This is a genomic window from Bacillus cereus ATCC 14579, assembly GCF_000007825.1.
Taxonomy (GTDB): Bacteria; Bacillota; Bacilli; order Bacillales; family Bacillaceae_G; genus Bacillus_A; species Bacillus_A cereus.
Genome location: NC_004722.1, coordinates 966,833 through 990,691, shown reverse-complemented (window position 1 = coordinate 990,691; position 23,859 = coordinate 966,833). Strand labels below are relative to the sequence as shown.

Genomic DNA, 23,859 nt, shown 5'->3' with positions numbered 1-23,859 from the left:
GAAAAGTTTTAATAACCTTGAAGGTAGGAATTTTTAATGAACTCGAAAGCAAAATTTAGTATTCGCTACAAAATTATGGCTGGTTATTTAGTTATCATTTTGTTCTTACTTGTTTCTTTCATTATGTTAAACAATGAGATTTCCAGCTTACAAAAATCTCGTAATTTTATTATTGATCACGATTTTAAAGTTCTCAATTTAACGAATCAAGTGGAGAAAGAGTTACTAACAATTGAAAATAAAGCGAAAGGGTTTATCATTTCTAATAACCCTACTTACGTGCAATCCCTTAACTCTGCGGAAAAGGATTACGAAAAACATTATCAAGATCTTTTTGCTTTATTAGAGGATAATCCCTCTCAGCAAGAAAAATTAAAACAGATTAACGAAAACATTACTAGTTGGATTAATAAAGAGATTCACCCACTCATTGCAAATAATAATAGTAATAATGTACAAACAATCGACACGACTCAAATTCAGTCATTACAATCACAGCTAACTAACTTCCGTAACACTGAGGAGCAACTAACGAAAAAAAGAGCTGCACAATTAGATACTGAAAATAATAAATTAGAGATTTGGTTATACAGTTTATTGTTCTTACTTTCTTGTATTTCTATTATCGTTTCACTCTATATTTCGAATGCCATTACAAAAACGATTAAAAATGTAATTCAAGCTATTAAATCCATTTCTTCTAAAGAAAAAATTACGGAAAGAATTCATGTAAATACACATGATGAAATAAAAGATCTTGCTCATACAACAAATCACCTACTAGACGAAATATCAAAAAGAGAGTGGTTACAAACTGAGCTTGCAGAATTAATTTTAATGTATCAAGGTGTATCTTCTATTGAGATGTTAGGTAAAAAAATTCTTAGTGGCATCATACAAAAAACGCAAACTTCTTGCGGTGCATTTTATGTACGTGAAGAATATGAAGAAACTGTCTACTATGTGAAAAAAGCTTCTTTCGCCGATCAAGGTGCTGATGTTGGAAAACAATCCATTAAAATGGGTGAAGGTTTCATTGGACAGTCTGCTTTAGAAAAGAAAAGTTTTATTCTGAGGGACATACCTGAAGAGTTTCGTTACGTTACTACTGGATTATTAGAAATACGTCCTAAAAATATACTAGTCATCCCTGTCTTATTTGAAGATGAAGTGATTGCAGTAATGGAGTTAGTAAGTGTAACTGAGATTTCAGATTTACATCAAGATTTAATTCACCAAACTGTTGATAATTTAGGTTTAACAATCCATAGTATTATGGGACGTATGCGAATTCAAACTCTTTTACATGAATCACAAGCAATGACAGAAGAGTTGCAAGTTCAATCAGAAGAATTGCAAACACAAGCGGAAGAACTACAAATGCAAGCCGAAGAATTACGAACAACGAATGAACAATTAGAGTCTAGAACTGAAGAGGCTGAGCAGAAGACAGCTGACTTACAAATTACTAAATTAGAATTAGAAGAAAAAGCAAGCGAGTTGTTACGCAGCTCAAAATACAAATCTGAGTTCTTAGCAAATATGTCACATGAATTACGCACACCATTAAATAGTATTTTACTATTATCTGAAATGTTAAGAGAAAATCATGATAACAATTTATCCGACGATGAGATTGAATTAGCAACTGTCATTCATTCATCAGGGAAAGACTTACTTACTTTAATTAATGACATACTAGATTTATCTAAAGTAGAAGCAGGCAAACTAGACATCATTTTTGAGGCAACGAACATAAGTGACATGGCAGCCAATATGCATCAAAACTTTTTACATATAGCTGCACAAAAAAATGTCGAATTTACTATTGAAGACAGTGATACGATTCCTGATCTGTTTTATACAGATGCAAAACGGATTGAGCAAATTATTAAAAACTTATTATCCAATGCATTTAAATTCACAGAAAAAGGATCCGTTTCTTTACATTTTGATTCGATAGAAACAACCAATTTAAGTCATGATATGCAGTCTATCAGTAAAGATTGGATTACAATTTCAGTAAAAGATACTGGTATTGGTATCGCTAAAGAACAGCATCAACTTATTTTCGAAGCCTTTCAACAGGCAGATGGAGCAACGATTCGAAAGTATGGTGGTACAGGATTAGGTTTATCTATTTGTAAAGAGTTTGCGAGATTATTAGGTGGTTGGATTACGTTAGAGAGTAATGTAGGAGAAGGTAGTACTTTCACCGTATATATTCCTAACCTTCCAAATGGATTACATGATATACAGTTATCCAATTTAGAAGTCGCAGCAACGATAGAAGATGTTATTCCTGCTAAAGTTGTTGAAGAAACTATCGTTACTACCGAAACAAATAACGTCTTCCAAGAGAAAACCATTTTAATTGTCGATGATGATCATCGAAATATATTTGCGTTACAAAATGCATTAAAAAAACAAAATGCCAACATTATTACTGCCCAAAACGGCATAGAGTGTTTAGAAATACTAAAAAGCAATACAAATATTGACCTTATTTTAATGGATATTATGATGCCGAATATGGACGGTTATGAAACGATGGAAAATATCCGAATGAACTTAGGGTTACATGAAATACCTATTATCGCATTAACTGCTAAAGCAATGCCAAATGATAAGGAAAAATGTTTATCTGCTGGCGCTTCAGATTATATAAGTAAACCATTAAATCTACATCAACTCTATTCGGTAATGAGTGTATGGTTAATAAAATAAGTGAGGTTTAGTTGGAGTGGAAAATAAGTATTATAATTTTGATCCATCAGTAGATACGGATGAGCGCACAAACTTAGAAATTGAATTACTATTGGAAGCGGTATTTAAACTATCAGGATTTGATTTTCGCCAATATGCTCGCACATCTATTTATAGAAGGATTTGTAATCGAATGCAGCTCTCTAATATCCCAACCATTTCAAAATTAATTGAAAAAGTAATTCACGAGGAAGGGGTTTTAGAACAGTTATTAAATGATTTCTCGATTAATGTAACTGAGATGTTCCGTAACCCTGCCTTTTTTAAAGCGCTAAGAGAGCATGTTATTCCTGAATTGAAAAAGCAACCTGAAATTAGAATTTGGCATGCTGGATGCGCAACTGGTGAAGAAGTATTATCAATGTCCATCTTACTTCACGAAGAAGGATTAAGTGAAAAGTCGGTTATTTACGCAACAGATATGAATACAAATGTGTTAGAAAAAGCAAAACAAGGTATCCTCCCGTTAAATAAAATGCAAACTTATACGAAAAACTATTTACAAGCTGGCGGTACACAAGCGTTTTCTAACTATTATTCAACAGATAATCGTTTTGCTTATTTTAATCCATCACTTTTACAAAACATTATTTTTGCACAGCATAATTTAGTAACCGATCAATCTTTTAACGAGTTTCATATTATACTTTGTCGTAACGTTTTAATTTACTTTACAAGCAAACTTCAAAATCAAGTGCAGCAACTATTTTATGAAAGCTTAGGTCACAATGGATTTCTATGTTTAGGAAATAAAGAAACTCTTCGTTTTTCAAATATAATGCCGCATTATACCCAATTTAATCCTAGTGAACAAATTTATCAAAAAATACAATAAAAAGCGTATGAAATCCTCTGTTTGGATTTCATACGCTTTTTATTTCGCATTCGTTTGTATCATAATGAGACACATATCATCTGATTGCGCTTTCTTTTGTTCTTCCTTGTAAAACCCTTCTATCTCGCCTTCTAAATCTCCCCATTTTCTTTCTGTAAAAGTACGTAATTTCTCTTCAGCCTCAAATTCATCATTTGCAATTGCTTCAAGAACACCATCTGTAAATAATACGATTTGAGCATTTTTCTCAAAAGGTATAACTGTCTTTTCAACTTTTATTTCATCAAAAAATCCTACCGCACAACTCCCGCGATCTAGTTCAACTACATTTGTTTCATCAACTAAAACATATCCAGAAGGATGCCCTGCATTGACATATTCAACTGTTCTATCTTCTGTATTAACAACTAAGTATATGGCCGTAAAATAATAGGGAATATTATCATTTTCATTATGTAAAAGGGTCATATATTTATTTAATTCTTTAATAACGAGTTCTGGATCAATTAAACATTTAATCGTTTCACGTAATACAGACGAAATAAACATACAAACTAATGAAGCAGATACACCATGTCCCATCACATCTAATAATATAATACCGTAGCGATTTTCATCGATTTTATACCAATAATACATATCTCCAGCTAGTTTAAATGAGGGCAAGTAACTTGCTTCAATTTTTATATGATCTTCTCTTAATGGGCTACTTAATAAGTTTCTTTGTACTTGCGTAGCTAAATCTAGTTCATTCCGAAGATTTTCTTCTTGCTCTTTATGCCAATTTAATTCCGATTTCAAGCGTAACGCTACACGCATACGTGCTAATAGTTCAACTTTATTTATAGGTTTCGTAATATAATCCATTGCCCCCATATCAAGAGCTTCGGCCAATTTATTTGCATCCTCTAAAGCTGTAACAAAAATAATAGGGATATCTTTAAACTTCTCCTCTTTTTGTAATCGCCTACAAACTTCAAGTCCATCAATTTCAGGCATCATAATATCTAATAATATTAAATCAATTTCATTATGCCTGGAAGAATCTTTTCCAAACTGTATGTATTCGAAGAGCTCTTGTGCAGAATTGAGCGATACAAGATCATGATATCCGGCTTGTTTTAAAATCTTCTCAATTACAAATATGTTAACCGGATTATCATCAACAATTAAAATGGACACAAGTTATTTCCCCTTTTCTTATTTAAAATGTAAATCTATTATCATTTTCTATTTTTCTAGTATTACATACTCAGTTACAAAATGAAAATTTCTTACTCAAACATATTTATACAACAAAAGAACAAACCCCTAGAAATAGGAATTTGTTCTTTCACTCTATAAATTTCTACTTTTAATTTAACACCATTGCTTTATCATTTAAAAGACGATCTAATTCTTCCATATGATTTGTTTCATCGGCAATCATATCTTCTAGTTTTACAACTAACTCTGTCATATTTAATTTCGCTGCCTGTTCTTTTCTCGTTTCATAACGCTTAATTGTTTCATATTCTGATTGTCTAGCGGATTCTAACATTTCTCTAACATCTTCTACTTGTTTCACTGGTAAAGGGATCGTAGTGGGGGTACCACCTAGCGTCTTAATTTTCTCCGCTAAATATAGGGCATGTCCTTGTTCATCACTAATTTCAGATTCAAAGAAAGGTTTTAACACTTGTCTATATATACCAGAAACTGTAGCTGCATTATGGTTATACATAATAATTGCTGAGTATTCTCCTGCTAAATCTTCATTCAATCCTTCGATTAGTTCTTTCACATCGTGTGACATTTTCATATCTCCTCCTATACTTAATAAGTACCCCTTTTCTCATGTTTTAAACATCATTATTTTAAATTTTTTATGTATCTAAAAATGCGGCTTGCTTCAATTTACTTATCGCTTGTCTTTTAATACGAGAAACGTGCATTTGTGAAATACCTAACCGTTCCCCTGTATCTTTTTGATTTAAATTTTCTCCAAATATATAATGAATAACACTCTTTTCCGTATCATTTAATACGTTAAAAATATCCTTTAAAACGAGACGCCTTTCTGTCTCTTCATATCCTTGCTCTACTTCACCTACAGATTCAATTCTCGCTACCGAACTTCCATCAGATGAATTTTCAACTACATCATCTAAGGAAGATACTCGATAATTATTTTTCGCATCCATAATCTCTAGAACTTCCTCTTCCGATAGTCCTAAATGATTTGCGATTTCTATTATCCTCGGTGAACGTTGTAGGTGATCTGTTAGCTCCTCTATCGCAAGCTTAATTTTCCCGCCCAAATCTTTAATTCGCCTTGGAACGTGAATGCCCCAAGTTTTATCACGTAAATACTTCTTTATTTCGCCTACTATTGTAGGTATTGCAAAAGGCTCAAAGGCATTCCCTATCGAATAATCATACCTTCTTATTGCACCTAAGAGCCCTAACATGCCTACTTGTATAATATCCTCATGCATCGGTCCGCCTTTTGAATAGCGATATGCAATGGAATAGACAAGATTTTTATAATGCTCAACTAACCTTTCCTGCGCTTCATCACATTGGTTTTGTTGGAAGTCTGCAATTAGTTTAATAACGTCTTCTTTAGTAAGATTCGTAGGTTGAGATTGGATTTCCATCATTCTCCACCTGCTCTCTTTGTATATATTTTGTCATTAAAACTGTCATACCCTCATCATGCATGATTTGTATATCATCCATTAACGTATTAATTAAATATAAACCTAAACCATTTTCCGGCAAATGTTCTACTGGTTTACTAATATCATACGGACCAACTTTCCTTTTTAAGTTATTAAAATCAAAGCTAACCCCATTATCCGCAACCATAATTTCTAATCGATTTTCATATAGTCCAAAGACAATTGCAATTTCTCCAACGTCTTCTTTATATGCATGTTGTACAATATTTGTACATGCTTCACTAATAGCAATTTTCATATCTTCTATATCGTCATAAGCAAAGCCCATTCGATTCGCAACACCAGCCATTGTTAAACGAATAATAGCCACATATTCTGCCTTTGCAGGAATTTTCATTTCTATCTTTTCAAATCTCTCCATCATCCCTAGTCACCTTCTTTCTACTTTTTCAAAATCGGAATTCAAATTTAATATTTCTGTTAACCCTGTAATATCAAATAATCTTTTTAACCTTTTAGATACACCAATAAACTCTAGTTTTCCATCATTTTTCTTAACCGCTTTTAATAGCGCTATAAAAACACCTAAACCGGTGCTATCCATATAATCTACGTTATGAAAATCTACTACAATCTGAACCTCTTTTTCGCTTGCAATAGGCATAATCTTATTTTTTAAATCTGATGCCGTATATGCATCAATTTCACCATTAAGTTGTACCGTATAACCTCCATCATTTTGCAAAATATTTATTGCCAAATTCATCATTTCCGCCCCCTTATCTCGAACTTTTACTATTTAATTACCCATAAAAATTAGTTTTAAACATATTTTTTTATTTTCATTATAAATAAATTTTCTACACCTTTCTCGGCTTAACACTTAAATCGTACTAATAAATGTTTAAAACTTATAATTTTGTGTATGTATAATGTATAAACATTATTTTTAGGGGGATCTATCTATGGAAGAGCACAACTTTAAAAAGGGAGATTTCGTTCAATTTTCTTATCGACACGATCATGCTACAAAATTAGTTGGTTCCATTATTAACATACTAACGAATACAATTGTAGTTGATATAAGTAATAGCGAGGACTTATCTCATATAGAACCAAGGCAAGTCGTAAGAATAAATAATTGTAAAAAGGTAACGATGGCTTAATACATAATAGAAAGTGTAATGTTAATGAGTGGGGGGTTCTTCATCCTCCACTCATTCCTATGTAAAATACATAAAAAAGCATCCAAATTAGTTTAATTGGATGCTTTTTTATGTATTTTTATCAGTTCATTCACTTTATAGTTATATATAATAAACTTAAGATTACTATTCATTATCATACTTACGCTTTCCGTAGCATTCTAGAGAAGAATGTAACGATTAAAATAAAGACGATTGCACCTAATAACGCTGGAAGAACGAAAATGCCTCCCCATTCAGGACCCCAATGACCAAATAACGCACTACCTACCCAAGATCCAATTAATCCGGCAATCACATTACCAACTATACCTAAAGGAAAGTCTTTTCCCGTAATCATTCCAGCTAACGCACCAATAAGTCCACCTACAATACACGTAATAATAAGTCCCACAATTAAACCTCCTATATTCGTTTTATATTGGATTTATCAAGCTTTGGTATGTAACCAAAGCTTGATAAACATGTATTATTCTTTATTATCCAATCCATCACTTATCTTTTGTTTCACTTTTCCGACTTTTTCTTTTATCGTTCCCTTCGTCTTGTCCCACTTCCCTTCATTTTTCAACTTTCTATCTTCTGTAACTTCACCAATTCCTTCTTTTACTTGTCCCTTTGCCTTTTCCACTTTACCAGTAATTTGTTCTTTTAGTCCGCTCTCACTCATATTTCCCATCTCCTTTTCGTAATAGATTTATAGATTTACAGGATACAAATTTAAATAGAATACATGCATCTTCTTTCGTGTAACCATTCACCGACTCTTTCTAAATCTTTAACGAATAACAAGATCTTCCCTTCATCTAGCTTTTCTTCGTAGAAGTTTGCTTCTTCCTCATTAAGCCCTAACTCCTGCATCTTATTTCTTAACTGATCTCCCGTTTTTTGAAAGACATTAATAATGCTTGTCCCAAGTCCTTCCTCTTTTATTCCAATCGTGTTCACGTCTGCATTATCTGCGATTCTATCTGTCCTCTCTTTCTCATGTGTTAACACGTAAATATCTTTTTGTTCTATTCCTTTCTTCACTAGATCATTCGCCGCATTCATGACCTCTTTCTCCGTAATAAATTCATATACAAAAGGTTTCCTATACTTCGTTTCCATCTTTAACTTCCTCCTTTAAAATGAATTATTTGTTATATTATATGTAGTACACCTATTTTCGAAATGTTAAACATAAAATATGAAAAAAATTATGTGAATTTTAATTTTAATAGAAAATGAACAACATCATTTACCACTTTAAAACATCTTCCCCTTACAATAACTACCTAAATTAACAGAAAATTGTTATAATTAATCTTAAGGAGGGATACTATGAAAAAAATCATATCTATATGCGCACTAACCGCTCTATCTTTCACTTTAATAGGTTGTACAAGCACCTCGGCTACAGATAAAGCTTCACAAGTTAAGCAAGAACATGCACAATATACCTTTCAATTAAACTCCGCAAATATTTCAGACATTGAAATACTGAAAACAACAAATCATACTACTTCCAAATCTCAAACAGATAACGAAGAAATGATACAATCTATCGTTTCAGCAGTTCAAAATGGAACACCTACAACAATTACTTTAGATCAAAAAAAGAGAGAATCTGCACATTCTACTATTACCGTTACATATAAAGATGACTCCAAAGAAGAGTTTCTTGTTTGGGTTGATAATAAGGAACAAATTACAATTGCTAAAGATGAGAAGAAAGATAAGGTAGAAGGTGTGATAGTAAATATTAAAGATGCTAAAATGATGAAGGATTTCTTTTAAAATTCTAGTTAACGTTAAAAAAAGAGTAGGATTACACCCTACTCTTTTGTTTAATCATGCTCAATAAATAGACCTTTATAAAATCTATTTAAAGTCTAATTTTGCTAAATCATGTTGTAAAACATTATTTCCTTCTTGTGGGTTAAATACGATTGCACTAAGACCAAAAACATTTGTAACAACATCTCTATCTTTCGGACGAATGATTCTTACTTCATAAGCAAAGAGTGCTGGAGGAAGAGCTGCTGAACGAAAAGTAACATATCGATTAGGTGGCAATGTTTGTGTTGAAGGGTCTATTAATGGTAACAATACCGGAGAACCCGATGACCAATCAAACATTTCAACTGTTACTCTACGAGTATCATCTGGATCAACATTCATAGCTTCAACAGTAAGAAATAACGTAGCGGAATGTCTACGTAATACACCCGTTGATAAAGTTTCATTATGATGTTCAAAGCATTTTTTTGGAGGGTGACCATAGCCATAACTCATACCAATTCCCCCCTTTCATTTACAATTAAGGACAAGTATTCCTTATAATATATAATGCTAGTATTCTTTTATTGAAAGGTATAAAAGCGGATTTCTATCTATATTTTTGGATATTTTATTTTTCATTTATTCGCTCTTAAATAATAAAGTGAAACTTTATTCCAAACAATATCGCTATTGCACCAAAGTAAAACAAACTGGACAACCTAGATTTCAAACTGTAAGATTAGATGTTGGTGAAATTGGGCAGCAAAGCATATATAGAAAATAGGTGTTAATGTTGAAAATCAATAAAAAATTTGAACCATTAATTTTTAATATCTTTATGATTTTAGGCATATCTAGCATTATCTCTTTCGTCATGGTTTCAATGAATGTTGGATATACAGCTTTATTTCTCAAATCATGGATGAAAACATGGGGAATTGCTTTCGTACTTGCATTTTTAGCTTCTAAATTATTACCCTTTGTAGTTAAAAAGATAATGAAAATCTTCACTTTTGTTGAGAATGATGCTTAAGAATAAAGTGATGTACTGCGTAGGTTCATTCCAATTAAAAGAGTTTATTATCACAAAAACTTAACCTAGTAAAATGTTTCAAATCGAAGGAAGACACCTTAAAGGTTGTCTTTTCTTTATAAGTAAAAAAAGCCCGCCTATTTCCGTAGGCGGGCTTTATCTTTATTACACAATACGAAAGTATACTCTCTTTTTCACTGAAATTTTATGTAATTTTACATATTCATGAAAAGGTATATAGTAGACTATAAACTATGGGTATGCTCTATAAAGCTGATTCTTTTGAAAAGTGTCATTATAGATGCCCATCTATCCCAAGAGTTTAAGCTTTCAGGGGATCCATCCTATCATCTTCTCTCTTCATACAATCGATTCGCTTTATACGAGCAAACGAAAAACATACATGTCGCAACGGGGATAAATGTCAAAAAAAGTCCTCTCATTAATGCAAATGGCGTTTCAAATAAGAATGACCATAGAAATGATACACCTTGCTTATCCCATAATCCTGGCGTCAAGTATAGTTCTTTCGGATTTACAAAGGCTCCTAAATTCATTGTATTACTATACATAAATAAAAATAATATTGGCAAATAACAGATTGCTAATTCTAAAAATGTTTTAGATAGACGCTTATACTTCCCTGCTCGTGACATTGGATCTGAAAAAATGTCATCTTCACTTTCCTCATTTACCTTTTTAAAATAGTACGTACCTGACCAACGATTACCAGCTATATGCTCCCAGCCACTATCTTCAAATAATGTACAGTAATTAATAAAGTCACTTTTTCTACTAAATACTCTATGGTCTATTTTAATCGTCGCATCTTCTGGTTCTGTATATCTAAATGTATAACCAAATGTAGTGCTTTCCAGTTGATAGCCTTTCCAAGCCATCTCTTCTAACCATTTTTCCTCTTTCTCAAAGTCTAAAAAGAATTTCAATCTCCACATCATCGTTTCCCCCTAACTATACGTGTAATAAACTCTTTGTAACCTCAATAATGTGCTGCATTCTCATAAAGTCTAAGTGCAATACTTCTTTCCCGCGTTCCGTAATAACATACACTTTTCTTCGTTTATCTTCACTTTTTACTGATTCTATTAACCCTTGTTTTAATAAATTTTCAACCGCACCATACAATGTACCCGCTGCGATTTTTACTTGATGATTACTCAGTTCCTCCACCTTTTGCATAATTAAATATCCATGAGCTGGCTCTAATAAAGCTAAAAGAACGTAATACTTTGTTTCCGTTAATGGTAAATTTTTATCTGTATTCATAAAGACTTCCAATGTCACGATAACTATATAGCCAAACTATATAGTTAAACTGTATAGTTTGATTTTATACAGTCAGACTGTATATGTAAAATGTAGGAATAACTTTATAACCCAAAACAAAAACGCTATCTTTTAAAAGATAACGTTTTTGTTTTACCCTTGCTTATTCTTCGCCTTCATTTGCTCTTCATAAACAAACTTCGCGGTCATAAAGTCGTTAGAAAAATCTTTCAATGCATTCTTCATTACATTTAATTCTTCTTGTGATTTAATTTCAATACTGTTTAAGAAATCAAATGCTTTTGATTGTTCCTCCGCAACAAAGTTTTGTGTCATATAATCATCTTGGAAGTCTTTCTTCGCCTTTTCTTTTACTTTATTCATTGCCTCTGTTTTGTTTATGCTTTTCATTGGATTTTCGAATGCTCCAGTAGGTTGTTCTGGTTTTGGCTCTTCTTTCTTTTCCGGCTGTTGCGCTGGTGCTGGTTGTTGTGGTTCCTGCTTTGGTTGTTCTTGTTGAACCGGCTGCTGCGCTACTTGTTGCTCTTTTTTCGCTAACTCATCTTTTAACTTCTTCACTTGCTCATCAAGAGATTTTTTTTCAGTTTCTAACACACTCATATCACTTTTCAACTTTTGCGTTTCTTCAAAATGTTCATCTACTAATTTATTATATTCTTTCTCAGAGTACATTTTTTCACTAGTTGATGTCGTTTTCTCTTTCATAACAACTACATTAATAATTACAAATAAGGCTACAATTCCTATTAACGCACCGAAAATCTTCTTTTTGTTCATGATTAATCCTCCAAAATGTAAAATTTCAAAAATTATCATAACAGACCAATTCGCTTTCCCCTGTCATATTTTGTCGAATCAATACAATAAAAAAAAAGCATCTGAAACAGATGCTTTTTCTCATTCTTAATACGTAAACGTAATTGTTACTAAAGAATACCCTTCTTTCGCATTGTAAGGCTCCGCTTTATAAGAAACTCGATTTGCCCCTTGCGGATAATCGATTTCACCAATTGCCTTTTTCACATCTTGCAGTGCACCATTCATTGATTGCTTGTATAGCACTTCAATTTTCTCTGGTTTTGCACTATAGCGTTGCTGCATTTTATTTTTTAATTCGGTATAGTTATTTGCGATATATTCATTTCCTAAATAGTTTAACTTTGTATCTTTTAATATTTGTTGATATGCAGGCGTTTTCGTACTACCTGCCGCAATTTTGTTTGTCAGTGTACTATAATAATTCGTTGTAGCTTGCGGGTAGTCTCCGCGGTTCCACTCATGATTTCTTGCGATTTGTTCATCTGATAAATTGAAATACGAATACGTTACGCGGCCCTGCTCATCTGGAACCGGATCATCAAATGTTGTATCAAGATGATACCATTTGTTTTCGATTTTCACTAAATTCCAAGCATGAGGTTGTCCGTCCCCAGTTCCTGTCACGAAATGATTTTCAATTCCTGCTTCTTTTAATAATTGATACGTTAATAGTGCGTAACCTTGGCAAACCGCAGAACGATTTACAAGTGCTTCATATGCTGTGTAAGCTTTATAAGACGTATCATAAGAAACATGTTTTACTACGTAATCATGAATCGCCTTCACTTTTTCGTGATCATCCATTCCAACTTGAGTAATAGAAGAAACGATTGCTTTCGCTTGTTTCATGACATATTCCGTCTGTTCTTTCGTTTCACGATATGTAATCTTAAGCGTAAATGTATAATTTCCAGGTGATCCAGAAAGTCCATATGAAACATTCGATCTATTATTATTTGTATACTCATTTTTACTTGCAACTTCTTTATATGCGTTAAAAAGTGTATTCATCACTTCGTTTGTATTATTGTTTTTCGTTTTATATGGAAGTGTAATATTTGTCTCGTATGTATTAATACGCTTTTGTACTTCCTCTTTAAACGCTGTTAATAATGCAGCATCTCCTGTATCTTTCACATCGGCATTTTTATATTTTAAAGTTTTATATAAAAACTGCGCATACTGTTCACGTGTTACTGTGCCATACGGTTCAAAATTCCCGTTCCCTGTGCCATCTGCGATTCCATTTGACTGCACTGCACTAATTGCGTTTTCTGCCCAAAATGGATTTGGAACATCCTTAAAGGTATGTTTTTGTTTTGCCGCAAGATGGAAAGCATTTGTAAGAATTTGTGCCATTTCCGCACGACTCACAGAAGCTTTCGGTCTAAATTGGCCATTTTCATCACCTTTAAAAACTCCTAAATTCGTTAAAGTTAATACCTCTTCTGGAAACATTGTAGAACTTTGATTAATATCACCGTAAGGATTTTTAAACGTAGACCCATCCTTTAATACGTAACGAGTTCCATCATTACTAAACGAACCGCCTTGTTTATTCGGTACTAACACTCGATAAATTAAAGCCGCAACTTGCTCCCTTGTCGCAACATCTCCAAAACCAAATATCCCATTCCCATAACCGGAAATAATATTTTTACTCGCTAAATCTTTAATCGCAGGATATGACCAATGTGATGTCGGCACATCAGAAAAAACACCCACTTCAGCAGCCTTCACACCACTGCCATTTGTATATAACAACGCACCACCAATCAGTGATAATGATGTAATTGATTTTAATAGTTTTGTATACATAATGTCTTCTCCCAATACGTTCTCTATTTTTGTTGGTTTATGTCGAAAAATCTAAAAATATGACAAAATATATTATACAATTAAAAGTTTTTGAGGGATATATTGAATTTAAAAATATGCAAAAATTCATATTGTTATAAGGATTCATAGTGATATTATGTTATTTTACTTGCGAATATATAAATAAAAAAACGCTCATCTGAGCGTTTCATCTATATACTTATTAGTTACTTTTTCTTCACTTAGAACTCTTCTTCGGTAATCATCCTTCGATCTAACAACTCTTTATACTTCAATATTTCTTCAGCCCCACGGCTCTCCATGCGTATATTGTATAACACTTGTTGTATTGACATTTGATTGGTCCGTTGAAACATTTACTCCATTTAGAGATAATTCTATTGAATTTTTCACTACTAATCACAAAAATATCTTATAATCTTTATATAACAAATTAATGTATTAGGAGTAGATAAAATGCCAGTTACACTCGAACTTATTCTTTTCATTCTTATAGCAATTAGTGCTGTTGGCTATTTAATAAAAGAATTTCAAAAAACTAGGAAACGAACACTTGGAATTTCACTAGAATTTTTAGTTCTTTTCTGGTCAATATGGAAAATATCAACTATCATAATCTAATTTATAAAACATAAATTCCTTCGAATGAAGTGAAACTCTAATCAGCGGGGGGGTTATAGGATAAATTTACCGGTATTTTTACCACAACATTCATGTTAAAATCCCTTGTGAGTACGACATAACTCGACCTTATGAAGCTCCGCAGCTTTTATCGCGGAGCTTTTTTTATTTAAAATAACTATTTTGTTCATTTTTTTGATACATTTACGAAACATTCATATGTTACGTTATATAAGTCCTTTTTTAAATCTTATTCATTCTAGCAAAAAGTCCTAGTCCCCCTAGGGCTTTTTTGCATTCAAACAATGAGTTGTATTTTTTCTCAATAATCGAAACTACTTAACATAGTAAAATAATAATCGGACTGACATTCAATACCATATTACAATGGATCAAATCGCAAAAAGGCACCTTAGGGTGTCTTTTTTATAGAGAATCAGTTTAAAAACTAAAAATAAAAGAACCTCAATAAATGAGGTTCAAAAAATCTACTATTTTAAATTACCTTCGTAAAAAGCAACTCCATGTTGAACATGTTTTAAATACCACGTAATCGTCCCGCCACAAACATTTTCATTAAAACTATTAGCATATACTCCATTTGAGTAATAAAGAGTTCTTTTGAATTTACCATTAGAATACTCATAAGGAATGGAGCAGGCTGCTTGCTTCGGAGAGCTCACAGCTTTTTGTGTATCAGCTGAAGCTGCACCCATTCCTCCTGTTAATGCAATACCTGTTGCTAACGCTCCTACTACTAATTTCTTGAACATAATAAATCCCCCTTTAATAGTTTTTATAGATTACAACTTAAATGTATCACTTTTGTAATTTATGTAAATATCTTGAATATGCAGAAATATTTATTTAATTATTAGTAATATTAGGATTTTATTTTATCAAATGGAAAATAGAGGAATTAGAGAAGCATGTGAAAATACAGATAGGTTTATATTAAACGAATGTGGTCCAAGTCGGCGTAAGGCACCTTAGGGTGTCTTTTTTGTACATAAAAAAATCTCACCATCTTATAGAAACGATAAGCCCTTTAAAACAATAATTGCAACTATATTAATTTTACATTACATTAAGGTTAGAGAATGTTCTTATATTAATAAAGTGCTAAATAGTAGGTGGCAAAATGGAATTTAACGATTTGGGTATTACCATTAAAGAACTTAGAATTAAAAAAAATATATCACAATCCGAATTATGTCATGGAATATGTTCACAAAGTCAAATTAGCAAGATTGAAAAAGGTATGATTTATCCATCTAGTATATTGTTATATCAATTATCAGAAAGACTTGGTATTGATCCGAATAACATATTTGCACTAACTCAAAACAAAAGATTAAAATATGTAGAAAACGTAAAATACGTAATAAAAGATTGCTTAAAGCAAAAACAATATAAAGAACTTTATGAAATAGTAAAAAAAGAGAAAAACTTAAATAATTTTCAAACAAAAGATGAGAAACAATTTCTAATGTGGCATGAAGCAATTGCTATATTTATGGTGGATAAATCAATAAAAACTGCTTTAGATTTTTTAAATAATGCATTAAAACTGACTTTAACTAATTCTGATTTTTTATCAGAAAGAGAAATAGATATTATGCAAACAATGGCTATATTTTATGCAGAAAATAAAGAATATGAAAAAAGTATTAATATATTCAAAAGATGTTTAACTAATTTTAATAAATTAGATTTTCCTAGAGATAAAGAAATTAAATTAAAACTCATGTTAAATTTAGCAAAATGTTTCGACTTCACATATCAACATGAAGAGGCAATAAAGTATATTGATAAGGGTATCAAATTAGCAATTAATCTAAATACTTTATACTTACTAGGTGAACTATTCTATTTAAAAGGTCAGTGTTTATTAAAAATGAAACAACATAATGTAGAAGATGTTATTTATAACTGGAAAAAAGCATTATTTATATTTGAACTAACAGAAAAAGAATATTATACAAAAATGCTACCAGATGAACTTATTGAATTACAAAATAAAAAACACTCATAATTTCGTAAAAACTACTTACAAATCCTACAGAAAAAATTCTTATAGCTTTTAAACTTAGATCGATAATATTAAAATTAATTTAAGTCGGCGAAAGGCACCTTTTGGTGTCTTTTCTTTATTTTTACAAGGACCTGCTCAATTAATTCTTAAGAACATACTGAGAAGCATTGTTTTATTTATCTCATTTTCATTCATGCTATATATAAAATTCTTTAATAAATCCACCTCAAACATACTTATATGCATAGGAGTATGTTTGAGGTGGAACTTCTTCAAATACTAGTTCCTTTTATAAACCGTTTTTTGATGTAGATGACATTATTCTCAATACAATAGAATGAATTATGGGAACATATTTAGCAATATATATCAAAAAATAATATTAAAAACCCCCTCCACCTTAAGGTAGAAGGGATCTTCTAATTTCTATTTCAAACTACCCGAAATCTCCGTAAAGGTACCCCAAGCGCATGTGCACCTGCATCTGAATATCCTAAACTTCTTTCACCAACTACCGCTCCTCTGCCGAATGATCTTTCACCGATAGATTATATGCCTTGAAGTGCTGTTTGCAACATTTCAATTCAGATATACGACAGTAAAGAATACATCATCACTGTGTCAGCAAGCAAAAGTGTATTCTGCATTTCTGAAAACAGTAGATGGCAGATTATGACCTACTGAATCTGCTAAGAAAGAATATACAAGAACATCCTTAACATCCTCTCTATTTCCACTAATGATGACATCAAGGAAATCTTCTACTTGGAATTCTGGAGTAAATAACACAATCTTAGTTGTTCTGTTTGGTTCTAAAGAAACAAAAGTACGAGAGATTTCAACTAATTCATTTTGAGTTGGAAAAAAAGTGTTTCGACTTCTCTTAACAGTTACCGTTACATTACTAGTATGGCAACGTGAATCATTGTTTAACATAATGTTGAGAGCAGTTGGAATAATCCCATTTTCAGAGACTGGAACTCGAAACACTCCAGTAGATTTATGAGCCATATAATCACATCCTTCCAAAATAAAATATATTTACAATATATTAAATGCAAAAAACGTTCATTTTGATATGGACAAATTACATGATTAATATATCTATAATAACCCTCGGTATTACTAAGCCAATGTTTTAAAAGATTAACAAATAATTACCTCTGCAAATTTAGAAAATATCTACACTTTTTACAAGCATTATTACAATTAGATAAACTAAAGCAATATCCCATTAACAAAGGGACTCCATAATTGGAGTCCCTTTGTTAATGAGATATTAAAAATGATCAGCATGTGAATATTGTATAATTTCTTCCTTTTTTAGAGCATGTTGTGTATCACCTGTATTGTTACTAAATGATAATGCTATCACTAATCCTAACGTCGCTAATACAAGCTTCTTCATTATTTTAACGCCCCTTTGCTTAGTAATTTTTGTTTCGCTTCGTAACATACATCGAAATAATCACTAACTTTTTCATGCTTATTCAATTTGCGGAAGCGAACTGCTAATACTTCTGCATATTCTTCTACGAAATCCCATAAATCCTGCGTTTCAAAGTAAGAAATACCTTTTTTCACTTCTTCTTCTAAGAGTTCAATTGCTTCATCTTCATTAAGAGAACGTAAAATATTGAAATGATATACATACTCTTCATTTCCTAATTCTATACAAACTGCTAATCCTTTTTCAATAAGTTCTTTTGCAATAATTGTTTCTCTTAGCTTGTAGTGTTCACGTGCTTGTAAGAACAATGCTTTAAAATGGACAGGATTCTTCTCTGTCACTTCTGATAAATGACGAATCGCTAATGTAGATAAGTTTTGAGTTGCATATAATAATCCTAAATTATGCCTTACTACTAAAATTAATTTTTCTACATTATGTTTTTGCAACAGGTCAATGGAACGATTCAAATGTTCTTCCGCTTTTTCAAATTGCTTTAAGAATATACAAGCTGTCCCTAGTGTGTTTTCACAAGAAGCAACTTTCACCTCATATCCAGCATGCCTTTCAAAGATTTCTTTCGCTTTATTTGCGTATTCAATAGATATTAACATACTAGACATATGATGATTTAACACCGCATATTTTTGATAAAACTCTGCATGCTCTAGTTCGTCAGAAATATGTTCTAATAAACTCTCAGCTTCTTCATATTGCCTTCTGGCTTCATTATAGTTACTAAACATTAAAGCATGTTCTGCTTTAAAAGAATGATAGTAATAAGCTGTGAGTGTATCTGTCGATTCATCAATTGTATCAATTGCTTCAAAACTATCTTTTCGAATACTCACTCGATCAGTTAGCATTCTATATTTTAGGTCTAGTAAAGAATAATATAATAATAAATTTTGATTTTCTTTTTCTTCTGCATGTTTAATCTGTTCAATTTTTTCATCTATTTCTTTCTTTAATTCAATTGCTTTTATAATTTGCTGCGACAACATCATTTGATAAAAATCATTAAGTTGTTGCATAACTGCTTCATGCATTAAAATATTTGTGCTCATATCACTACGTCCTCCTCAAACACTTCTATTCACCTGAATATTACCATTATTCTGTATATTATATAATAGTTCAACCTGCAATTGTAAATTGATAAAAAAATAACAGAATATTGCGAATCAATAGTGGAGATTAGCTGAGAAATGGTTACTGTAAAAAAATAAAAAACTTATGATATTGCTTGTATCATATTTGCTCTTATATATGATTCTGTTACAAAGTTTTCTAAGTTAATATAAACTCTAGAAAAAATGAATAAAGATCACCACAGATGAGTTATCTTTAATCCATACAATAATTATAAGTATTCTGACGATTCGTATTATTATTAATAAAAAATATTTAAATATTCCATTTTTTCTAAAAGTGTATTATACTGTAAATTGCTGAGGGACAAAATTTAGTATTTTCTGGTAACTATTCAATTTGTTAGGTTGTTATTAGTATTATGGTAACGAAAACCTTATATTTCCCCCTGAAGATAAAGCATTAGCAGCAATTACATCGAAATATCATAATAATAATTATTTTCTTAACAATATCACGGAATTTTAATTCTAAAAATTCTAATTATTAACTAATATAAATTGCTAAATAAAATATTTAGACAATTGAAGTCCAACAACGATTAGAAGATATATATATTAGAAAAGGAATTTTGGGAGATCTTATCCCATATAACTAATACATATAGTGTTGTATCTTTAAATCAATAAATTTTTCGATAAGCTAGTTAATAGATTATTGAATTTAATCTTTTGATAGAGTTAAAAAAATCAACTTTATATTCTAATTTAGAAATTACTAGGTGGTGTCGATAGTGTTTGAGTACCTTTTAGTTAAAGCTTTATTTACTATTTTCTTAATTAGCCTAATCGTGTTAATCAGTGTAATATGGACTAAAATAGAAAAAATTATGGACGAGACTGTATTTAAAAACGTTTCTGAAAAAACCAGATATGTAGTAACTATGATAATTGTTATGGTGGGAGAATTTGTTCTCATAGTCATTACTTCATTAAATTGGAAAGCTTCAATTATTGACACACTCTTTTTTGGTAGTATTATTTTGTTCTGCTGTATATGGCTAATACCTTATTTTGTTAATCAACAACAAAACGTCGCTAAAGTTATGGATAAGCATTTTAGTGGAGGGGTAGATTTAGGTGAAATTCAAGTTCATCGTGCGAAACTTTCTGCATTTAATTTAGGAAGTATTGTATTTTCTATAGTGGGAATTATTATACCTATTTGTTATTATTTTAAATACTTTTTATAACGGTTTATTGGTTCTGTTGGAAATTTTTTTAAAGATATAGTAATAGGTGAGATTACAGATATTTATGTAGAAACAACTTAGATGTATAAGACAATCCATTTGAGCGAAAACAGTAAAATACCCTAAAAAAAAGAGACCATATAAGGTCTCTTTTACTTGTATTAATTTAAAAATGATACTCATTTCCAAAACTTCTACCAGGACTTCTTTTTAGCTGCCGCTATTTCTTGTTGAGCCAATACGATAGTACGTTTTGCATCTTGGATTTCTCTTACCATTTCCATAAAGTTATCATCTCTTAATTCTAGCCTTTTTTCTATTCTTTCTTCACGTTCCTTACGATCTTTTATATCATTTTCAATTAATTTATTTCTTTGATCAATGCGATCACCTAATCTTTGTTCCATTTCTAATAATTTTACTTGCTGCACCTTATTAATCTCTTCTATTGTAAATATCCATTCCCCTCTTTTTTTCCTTCTGGCTTATAATATTTTGCTTTTCCTTCTTTAATTAATCCATTCAACACATCACTATTTTTTAATCTATTTAATTTCATGTGTAGATTATCCAGCGTAATCTCCCAACGATCACATGCTTCCCTCGTCGTCATAATTTCATCCAAAGTAAATAACATTCTCTCCATCTCCTATTTCTGTTATTTACAAGTGAAAATCCAGTTTTTCACAGGCTATTTTACAAAATTTTTACAGGGGATATGTTATATCGTGTCGAAGACTTAAATTATAACCATATCTTTTTACTTCTATACTTCCATTATCTAGGAATCACCAGTATCCAAGACTAAATTTTACCCATACATCATTTTTTTGATGTAGCTCTTGAATATAAAAACTATTTAATTTTCAAGGAACAATTATTAACTTAAAACTTATTATACGAGGAGGGTGTATCATGAAAAAAATATGCTTTGTATTAATTGTCGACGCTGGTATAAATTATGGTTCAATATTTTCTCTACCATTTTTAAGGAATCAGGATGATTTGAAGGAATATTTTTCCAAACATTATGATGTTTCAATTAATTATATTAGGGATAAAAGCTCAGTTGACTATTTGGTAGTTCCCAAACCGTGTCCACCTTTTGATAATGAAAATAATCTTCCAATAATTGAAGTACCAGCAATTTTATTTATGGAAAAGGATTTTGAAAAAATAAAGACTTATATAGACAATTATTTTTCTAATAACTCATAAAGAAAATAAAAGTACAGTAAAAAGAAGTCCGATAAAAAACGAGATTTATGTCCTTCTGTATCACCAAAATCGGTCGTTTTTGGTAATACAAAAAGACACATACTATTATTCTCGAAAACTACAGAAAAACCCCTCCACCTTAAAGCAGAGGGACTTTCCAATTACTATTTCAAACTACCTGCAATCTCCGTAAAGATAACCCCAAGTGCATGTGCACCTGCATCTGGATATCCTAAGCTTCTTTCGCCAACTGTACCAGCGCGGCCCATGCGAGCTACGATTTCTTTCGTGTACTCTGCTCCTTTGACCGCTGCTTCTGCTCCTTTTTCAAAGGCAGTTTTTACGTCTACTTCGTTTGAGGCGCTATCTAACCAAGAGTCTACACATGGAGCAAGTGCGTCAACAAGTGTTTTGTCACCAACTACTGCTCCTCTGCCGAATGATCTTTCACCGATCGATTGGATGCCTTGCAATGCTGCTTGCAGCATTTCAGCGAATTCTTTCACTGTTAACTCACGCTTCTCGGCTGCTGCTTTACTAGCTGCGCGGAATGCACCGCCCCAAATTGGACCAGATGCGCCGCCGCAATGTTCCATAATAATCATCGAACAGCCGTCAAGGAATGATCCGATCGTTACGTTTTCTTGTTCTACAATAGAGTGCCACTCACGTTTTAATTGCTTAAATCCTTTTGCCACACTCATTCCGAAGTCGCCATCACCAGCATGCGTATCTAGCTCACAGAACGGTACTTCATTTTTAATAATAATATCGCTCATTTTATCAACGAGATAAATCATGTTGTTTAATGTAATAACATTATCTTTAATAACAGCGTGCTCTTCCGCAGTTTCTAGTTCAAATGAAACTTCCTTCTCTTCTGTCTCTTCAAGTACATTTACGTACTCTACACTTTCAACTGGACCGTCTACTTTAAACGCTGGTGTATTACATTCTTTTGATAGTAATGTTTTTAGCTCTTCATCTAACTTCATTACCGTTAAAGACATACCAGCCATATCAATACTTGTCATATAGTTACCGACGAATACTCTATTAATTTTAATGTTTCTTGCAGCTAGTTCTCTCGTAACTGCGTTGTTAAATAAGTAAAGTTCTTGCAGTGGTGTTCCGCCAAAACCGTTAACTAGAATTGCGATTTCCTCGCCATCTTTTACTCCTAAATCTTTTACAAGGTCATTTGTCATACGGTTCGCTAGTTCATCTGCTGACAGCATTTTTTCACGCTTAATTCCTGGTTCGCCGTGAATACCTACACCGTATTCCATTTCATCTTCCGCAAGTGTGAAAGTAGGTGATCCACTCGCTGGAACTGTACAAGACGTTAATGCTAAACCGATTGTGCGCACGTTAGCCGCTGCTTTTTCTGCTACAGCTTTCACCGCTCCTAAATCCATACCTGCTTCCGCTGCTGCGCCGGCAATTTTATGAACTAAAATAACGCCCGCAACGCCGCGGCGTCCTACTGTGTACAGGCTATCTTCTACCGCAATATCATCGTCCACCTTTACGTAGTCGACTTCAATTCCATCTTCCTTCGCTAAATGCGCACCGTTTTTGAAATTCATAATATCGCCGCTATAATTTTTAATAATTAATAACGTACCTTTTTTACTAGCTGTCTCTTTAATCGCTTGGTATACCTGAATTTGTGAAGGTGACGCAAACACATCTCCGCACACTGCCGCATCTAACATTCCTTTTCCGACTAATCCTGCATGTGCCGGCTCGTGACCACTACCGCCTCCACTAATTAACGTTACTTTATTTTCGTTCATTTCTTTCTTCTTAATCACTTTATATTTTTTCAAAAGCTCAAGCTCTGGATGAGCCATAACCATTCCGTTGCACATTTCCATTACTAATGTTTCTGGTTTGTTTATAATCTTTTTCATTGTAGTTCTCCCTCAATTCCTTTAATATATTGTGATATATTTG

Annotated in this window: 26 protein-coding genes and 4 pseudogenes; 9 read left to right on the top strand and 21 right to left on the bottom strand. The window is 32.0% G+C overall.

The genetic code is table 11. The features are described 5' to 3' along the window. Positions 1-36: 36 nt before the first annotated feature. Positions 37-2,727: an ATP-binding protein gene (locus tag BC_RS05055; RefSeq protein ID WP_001084970.1), complete on the top strand. Its 2,691-nt coding sequence runs from the start codon at positions 37-39 to the stop codon at positions 2,725-2,727. 16 nt (positions 2,728-2,743) lie between these two features. Next, positions 2,744-3,601 carry a CheR family methyltransferase gene (locus BC_RS05050; RefSeq protein ID WP_000429044.1) on the top strand — a complete coding sequence of 286 codons (858 nt, stop codon included), beginning with the start codon at positions 2,744-2,746 and terminating at the stop codon, positions 3,599-3,601. 39 nt (positions 3,602-3,640) lie between these two features. Here BC_RS05050 and BC_RS05045 read toward each other — a convergent pair whose 3' ends face one another. The 5 genes from BC_RS05045 to rsbV form a co-directional block, all read right to left on the bottom strand. Then, positions 3,641-4,783: a fused response regulator/phosphatase gene (locus BC_RS05045; protein ID WP_000025517.1), complete on the bottom strand. Its 1,143-nt coding sequence runs from the start codon at positions 4,781-4,783 to the stop codon at positions 3,641-3,643. Between the two features lie 172 nt (positions 4,784-4,955). After that, a complete protein-coding gene (locus tag BC_RS05040; RefSeq protein ID WP_000017755.1) occupies positions 4,956-5,396 on the bottom strand; it encodes a ferritin-like domain-containing protein in 441 nt (146 codons plus the stop codon). 70 nt (positions 5,397-5,466) lie between these two features. Next, positions 5,467-6,243 (bottom strand): RNA polymerase sigma factor SigB, encoded by a 777-nt coding sequence (gene sigB, locus BC_RS05035; RefSeq protein ID WP_002164611.1) that lies wholly within the window; start codon positions 6,241-6,243, stop codon positions 5,467-5,469. Continuing rightward, positions 6,206-6,688: an anti-sigma B factor RsbW gene (gene rsbW / locus BC_RS05030; RefSeq protein ID WP_000970576.1), complete on the bottom strand. Its 483-nt coding sequence runs from the start codon at positions 6,686-6,688 to the stop codon at positions 6,206-6,208. The genes sigB and rsbW overlap by 38 nt, the downstream gene beginning before the upstream one ends. Positions 6,689-6,694: 6 nt before the next feature. Further along, on the bottom strand, positions 6,695-7,033 hold the full coding sequence (gene rsbV / locus BC_RS05025) for an anti sigma b factor antagonist RsbV (RefSeq protein WP_002195245.1): 339 nt from the start codon (positions 7,031-7,033) through the stop codon (positions 6,695-6,697). A gap of 196 nt (positions 7,034-7,229) precedes the next feature. Here rsbV and BC_RS05020 point away from each other — a divergent pair, with 196 nt between their 5' ends. Further along, a complete protein-coding gene (locus tag BC_RS05020; RefSeq protein ID WP_000391011.1) occupies positions 7,230-7,430 on the top strand; it encodes a hypothetical protein in 201 nt (66 codons plus the stop codon). Between the two features lie 181 nt (positions 7,431-7,611). Here the strand turns inward: BC_RS05020 and BC_RS05015 are convergent, their stop codons facing one another. The 3 genes from BC_RS05015 to BC_RS05005 all read right to left on the bottom strand — a co-directional run bounded on the left by BC_RS05015 (position 7,612) and on the right by BC_RS05005 (position 8,579). Next, positions 7,612-7,863, bottom strand: a complete 252-nt coding sequence (locus tag BC_RS05015) for a GlsB/YeaQ/YmgE family stress response membrane protein (RefSeq protein ID WP_000522903.1) — start codon at positions 7,861-7,863, stop codon at positions 7,612-7,614. Positions 7,864-7,938: 75 nt separating this feature from the next. Beyond that, positions 7,939-8,139, bottom strand: a complete 201-nt coding sequence (locus tag BC_RS05010) for a CsbD family protein (RefSeq protein ID WP_000004257.1) — start codon at positions 8,137-8,139, stop codon at positions 7,939-7,941. 50 nt (positions 8,140-8,189) lie between these two features. Beyond that, positions 8,190-8,579: a general stress protein gene (locus BC_RS05005; protein ID WP_000448799.1), complete on the bottom strand. Its 390-nt coding sequence runs from the start codon at positions 8,577-8,579 to the stop codon at positions 8,190-8,192. Positions 8,580-8,792: 213 nt separating this feature from the next. Here BC_RS05005 and BC_RS05000 point away from each other — a divergent pair, with 213 nt between their 5' ends. Then, positions 8,793-9,248: a hypothetical protein gene (locus BC_RS05000; RefSeq protein WP_000720856.1), complete on the top strand. Its 456-nt coding sequence runs from the start codon at positions 8,793-8,795 to the stop codon at positions 9,246-9,248. Positions 9,249-9,332: 84 nt separating this feature from the next. On the opposite strand, the gene BC_RS04995 is transcribed toward BC_RS05000, so the two are convergent. Then, positions 9,333-9,746, bottom strand: coding sequence for a hypothetical protein (locus tag BC_RS04995; protein ID WP_000120216.1), 414 nt, complete (start codon positions 9,744-9,746; stop codon positions 9,333-9,335). A 280-nt stretch (positions 9,747-10,026) separates the two neighbouring features. Between BC_RS04995 and BC_RS04990 the strand changes: the two genes are divergently transcribed. Beyond that, positions 10,027-10,266 (top strand): DUF2798 domain-containing protein, encoded by a 240-nt coding sequence (locus BC_RS04990; protein ID WP_000700224.1) that lies wholly within the window; start codon positions 10,027-10,029, stop codon positions 10,264-10,266. A gap of 347 nt (positions 10,267-10,613) precedes the next feature. Here BC_RS04990 and BC_RS04985 read toward each other — a convergent pair whose 3' ends face one another. The 5 genes from BC_RS04985 to BC_RS04965 form a co-directional block, all read right to left on the bottom strand. Then, positions 10,614-11,225: a DUF2812 domain-containing protein gene (locus BC_RS04985; protein ID WP_002195227.1), complete on the bottom strand. Its 612-nt coding sequence runs from the start codon at positions 11,223-11,225 to the stop codon at positions 10,614-10,616. Between the two features lie 13 nt (positions 11,226-11,238). Next, a complete protein-coding gene (locus BC_RS04980) occupies positions 11,239-11,553 on the bottom strand; it encodes a PadR family transcriptional regulator (protein ID WP_001090719.1) in 315 nt (104 codons plus the stop codon). A gap of 153 nt (positions 11,554-11,706) precedes the next feature. Then, entirely contained in the window at positions 11,707-12,351 is a 645-nt protein-coding gene (locus tag BC_RS04975; protein WP_001035208.1) for a hypothetical protein, read from the bottom strand. A gap of 126 nt (positions 12,352-12,477) precedes the next feature. Further along, entirely contained in the window at positions 12,478-14,211 is a 1,734-nt protein-coding gene (locus BC_RS04970; protein WP_000288216.1) for an S-layer homology domain-containing protein, read from the bottom strand. A 1,133-nt stretch (positions 14,212-15,344) separates the two neighbouring features. Further along, positions 15,345-15,626, bottom strand: coding sequence for a hypothetical protein (locus BC_RS04965; RefSeq protein WP_000473820.1), 282 nt, complete (start codon positions 15,624-15,626; stop codon positions 15,345-15,347). Between the two features lie 368 nt (positions 15,627-15,994). On the opposite strand from BC_RS04965, the gene BC_RS04960 reads away from it, so the two are divergent. Beyond that, entirely contained in the window at positions 15,995-16,888 is an 894-nt protein-coding gene (locus BC_RS04960) for a helix-turn-helix domain-containing protein (RefSeq protein ID WP_000395468.1), read from the top strand. A gap of 426 nt (positions 16,889-17,314) precedes the next feature. Here the strand turns inward: BC_RS04960 and BC_RS28385 are convergent. The 4 genes and pseudogenes from BC_RS28385 to BC_RS04950 form a co-directional block, all read right to left on the bottom strand. Continuing rightward, positions 17,315-17,415: pseudogene (locus tag BC_RS28385) on the bottom strand (DAK2 domain-containing protein); the annotation flags it as partial. A 94-nt stretch (positions 17,416-17,509) separates the two neighbouring features. Continuing rightward, positions 17,510-17,899 carry a hypothetical protein gene (locus tag BC_RS04955; RefSeq protein WP_000940664.1) on the bottom strand — a complete coding sequence of 130 codons (390 nt, stop codon included), beginning with the start codon at positions 17,897-17,899 and terminating at the stop codon, positions 17,510-17,512. Between the two features lie 268 nt (positions 17,900-18,167). Next, positions 18,168-18,296: a hypothetical protein gene (locus BC_RS28170; protein WP_000737557.1), complete on the bottom strand. Its 129-nt coding sequence runs from the start codon at positions 18,294-18,296 to the stop codon at positions 18,168-18,170. Next, positions 18,296-19,405, bottom strand: a complete 1,110-nt coding sequence (locus BC_RS04950) for a tetratricopeptide repeat protein (protein ID WP_000106147.1) — start codon at positions 19,403-19,405, stop codon at positions 18,296-18,298. The genes BC_RS28170 and BC_RS04950 overlap by 1 nt, the downstream gene beginning before the upstream one ends. A 608-nt stretch (positions 19,406-20,013) precedes the next feature. On the opposite strand from BC_RS04950, the pseudogene BC_RS28380 reads away from it, so the two are divergent. Next, positions 20,014-20,119: pseudogene (locus tag BC_RS28380) on the top strand (BtrH N-terminal domain-containing protein); the annotation flags it as partial. Between the two features lie 104 nt (positions 20,120-20,223). Beyond that, entirely contained in the window at positions 20,224-20,682 is a 459-nt protein-coding gene (locus tag BC_RS04945) for a hypothetical protein (protein WP_000464477.1), read from the top strand. 194 nt (positions 20,683-20,876) lie between these two features. Here the strand turns inward: BC_RS04945 and BC_RS04940 are convergent. Further along, a pseudogene (locus tag BC_RS04940) lies at positions 20,877-21,131 on the bottom strand (DUF3967 domain-containing protein); the annotation flags it as partial. Next, positions 21,117-21,319 (bottom strand): annotated as a pseudogene (locus tag BC_RS04935) (hypothetical protein); the annotation flags it as partial. The pseudogenes BC_RS04935 and BC_RS04940, both read right to left, overlap by 15 nt. 278 nt (positions 21,320-21,597) lie before the next feature. Between BC_RS04935 and BC_RS04930 the strand changes: the two are divergent. Further along, positions 21,598-21,900 carry a hypothetical protein gene (locus BC_RS04930; RefSeq protein WP_000717610.1) on the top strand — a complete coding sequence of 101 codons (303 nt, stop codon included), beginning with the start codon at positions 21,598-21,600 and terminating at the stop codon, positions 21,898-21,900. Positions 21,901-22,064: 164 nt separating this feature from the next. On the opposite strand, the gene dhaK is transcribed toward BC_RS04930, so the two are convergent. Next, positions 22,065-23,816 carry a dihydroxyacetone kinase subunit DhaK gene (gene dhaK / locus BC_RS04925; protein ID WP_000720705.1) on the bottom strand — a complete coding sequence of 584 codons (1,752 nt, stop codon included), beginning with the start codon at positions 23,814-23,816 and terminating at the stop codon, positions 22,065-22,067. Positions 23,817-23,859 lie beyond the last annotated feature (43 nt).

Bases quoted from the DNA above. Each gene is read 5' to 3' on its own strand.
- BC_RS05005 (WP_000448799.1), bottom strand. From the start codon at position 8,579: ATGGAAACGAAGTATAGGAAACCTTTTGTATATGAATTTATTACGGAG.
- BC_RS04930 (WP_000717610.1), top strand. From the start codon at position 21,598: ATGAAAAAAATATGCTTTGTATTAATTGTCGACGCTGGTATAAATTAT.
- BC_RS04955 (WP_000940664.1), bottom strand. From the start codon at position 17,899: ATGGCTCATAAATCTACTGGAGTGTTTCGAGTTCCAGTCTCTGAAAAT.
- BC_RS04995 (WP_000120216.1), bottom strand. From the start codon at position 9,746: ATGAGTTATGGCTATGGTCACCCTCCAAAAAAATGCTTTGAACATCAT.
- BC_RS05040 (WP_000017755.1), bottom strand. From the start codon at position 5,396: ATGTCACACGATGTGAAAGAACTAATCGAAGGATTGAATGAAGATTTA.
- sigB (WP_002164611.1), bottom strand. From the start codon at position 6,243: ATGATGGAAATCCAATCTCAACCTACGAATCTTACTAAAGAAGACGTT.
- BC_RS05000 (WP_000720856.1), top strand. From the start codon at position 8,793: ATGAAAAAAATCATATCTATATGCGCACTAACCGCTCTATCTTTCACT.
- BC_RS04985 (WP_002195227.1), bottom strand. From the start codon at position 11,225: ATGATGTGGAGATTGAAATTCTTTTTAGACTTTGAGAAAGAGGAAAAA.
- dhaK (WP_000720705.1), bottom strand. From the start codon at position 23,816: ATGAAAAAGATTATAAACAAACCAGAAACATTAGTAATGGAAATGTGC.
- BC_RS04970 (WP_000288216.1), bottom strand. From the start codon at position 14,211: ATGTATACAAAACTATTAAAATCAATTACATCATTATCACTGATTGGT.
- BC_RS28170 (WP_000737557.1), bottom strand. From the start codon at position 18,296: ATGAAGAAGCTTGTATTAGCGACGTTAGGATTAGTGATAGCATTATCA.
- BC_RS05010 (WP_000004257.1), bottom strand. From the start codon at position 8,139: ATGAGTGAGAGCGGACTAAAAGAACAAATTACTGGTAAAGTGGAAAAG.
- BC_RS04980 (WP_001090719.1), bottom strand. From the start codon at position 11,553: ATGAATACAGATAAAAATTTACCATTAACGGAAACAAAGTATTACGTT.
- rsbV (WP_002195245.1), bottom strand. From the start codon at position 7,033: ATGATGAATTTGGCAATAAATATTTTGCAAAATGATGGAGGTTATACG.
- rsbW (WP_000970576.1), bottom strand. From the start codon at position 6,688: ATGATGGAGAGATTTGAAAAGATAGAAATGAAAATTCCTGCAAAGGCA.
- BC_RS04965 (WP_000473820.1), bottom strand. From the start codon at position 15,626: ATGTTCAAGAAATTAGTAGTAGGAGCGTTAGCAACAGGTATTGCATTA.
- BC_RS04960 (WP_000395468.1), top strand. From the start codon at position 15,995: ATGGAATTTAACGATTTGGGTATTACCATTAAAGAACTTAGAATTAAA.
- BC_RS04950 (WP_000106147.1), bottom strand. From the start codon at position 19,405: ATGAGCACAAATATTTTAATGCATGAAGCAGTTATGCAACAACTTAAT.
- BC_RS05020 (WP_000391011.1), top strand. From the start codon at position 7,230: ATGGAAGAGCACAACTTTAAAAAGGGAGATTTCGTTCAATTTTCTTAT.
- BC_RS04975 (WP_001035208.1), bottom strand. From the start codon at position 12,351: ATGAACAAAAAGAAGATTTTCGGTGCGTTAATAGGAATTGTAGCCTTA.
- BC_RS05055 (WP_001084970.1), top strand. From the start codon at position 37: ATGAACTCGAAAGCAAAATTTAGTATTCGCTACAAAATTATGGCTGGT.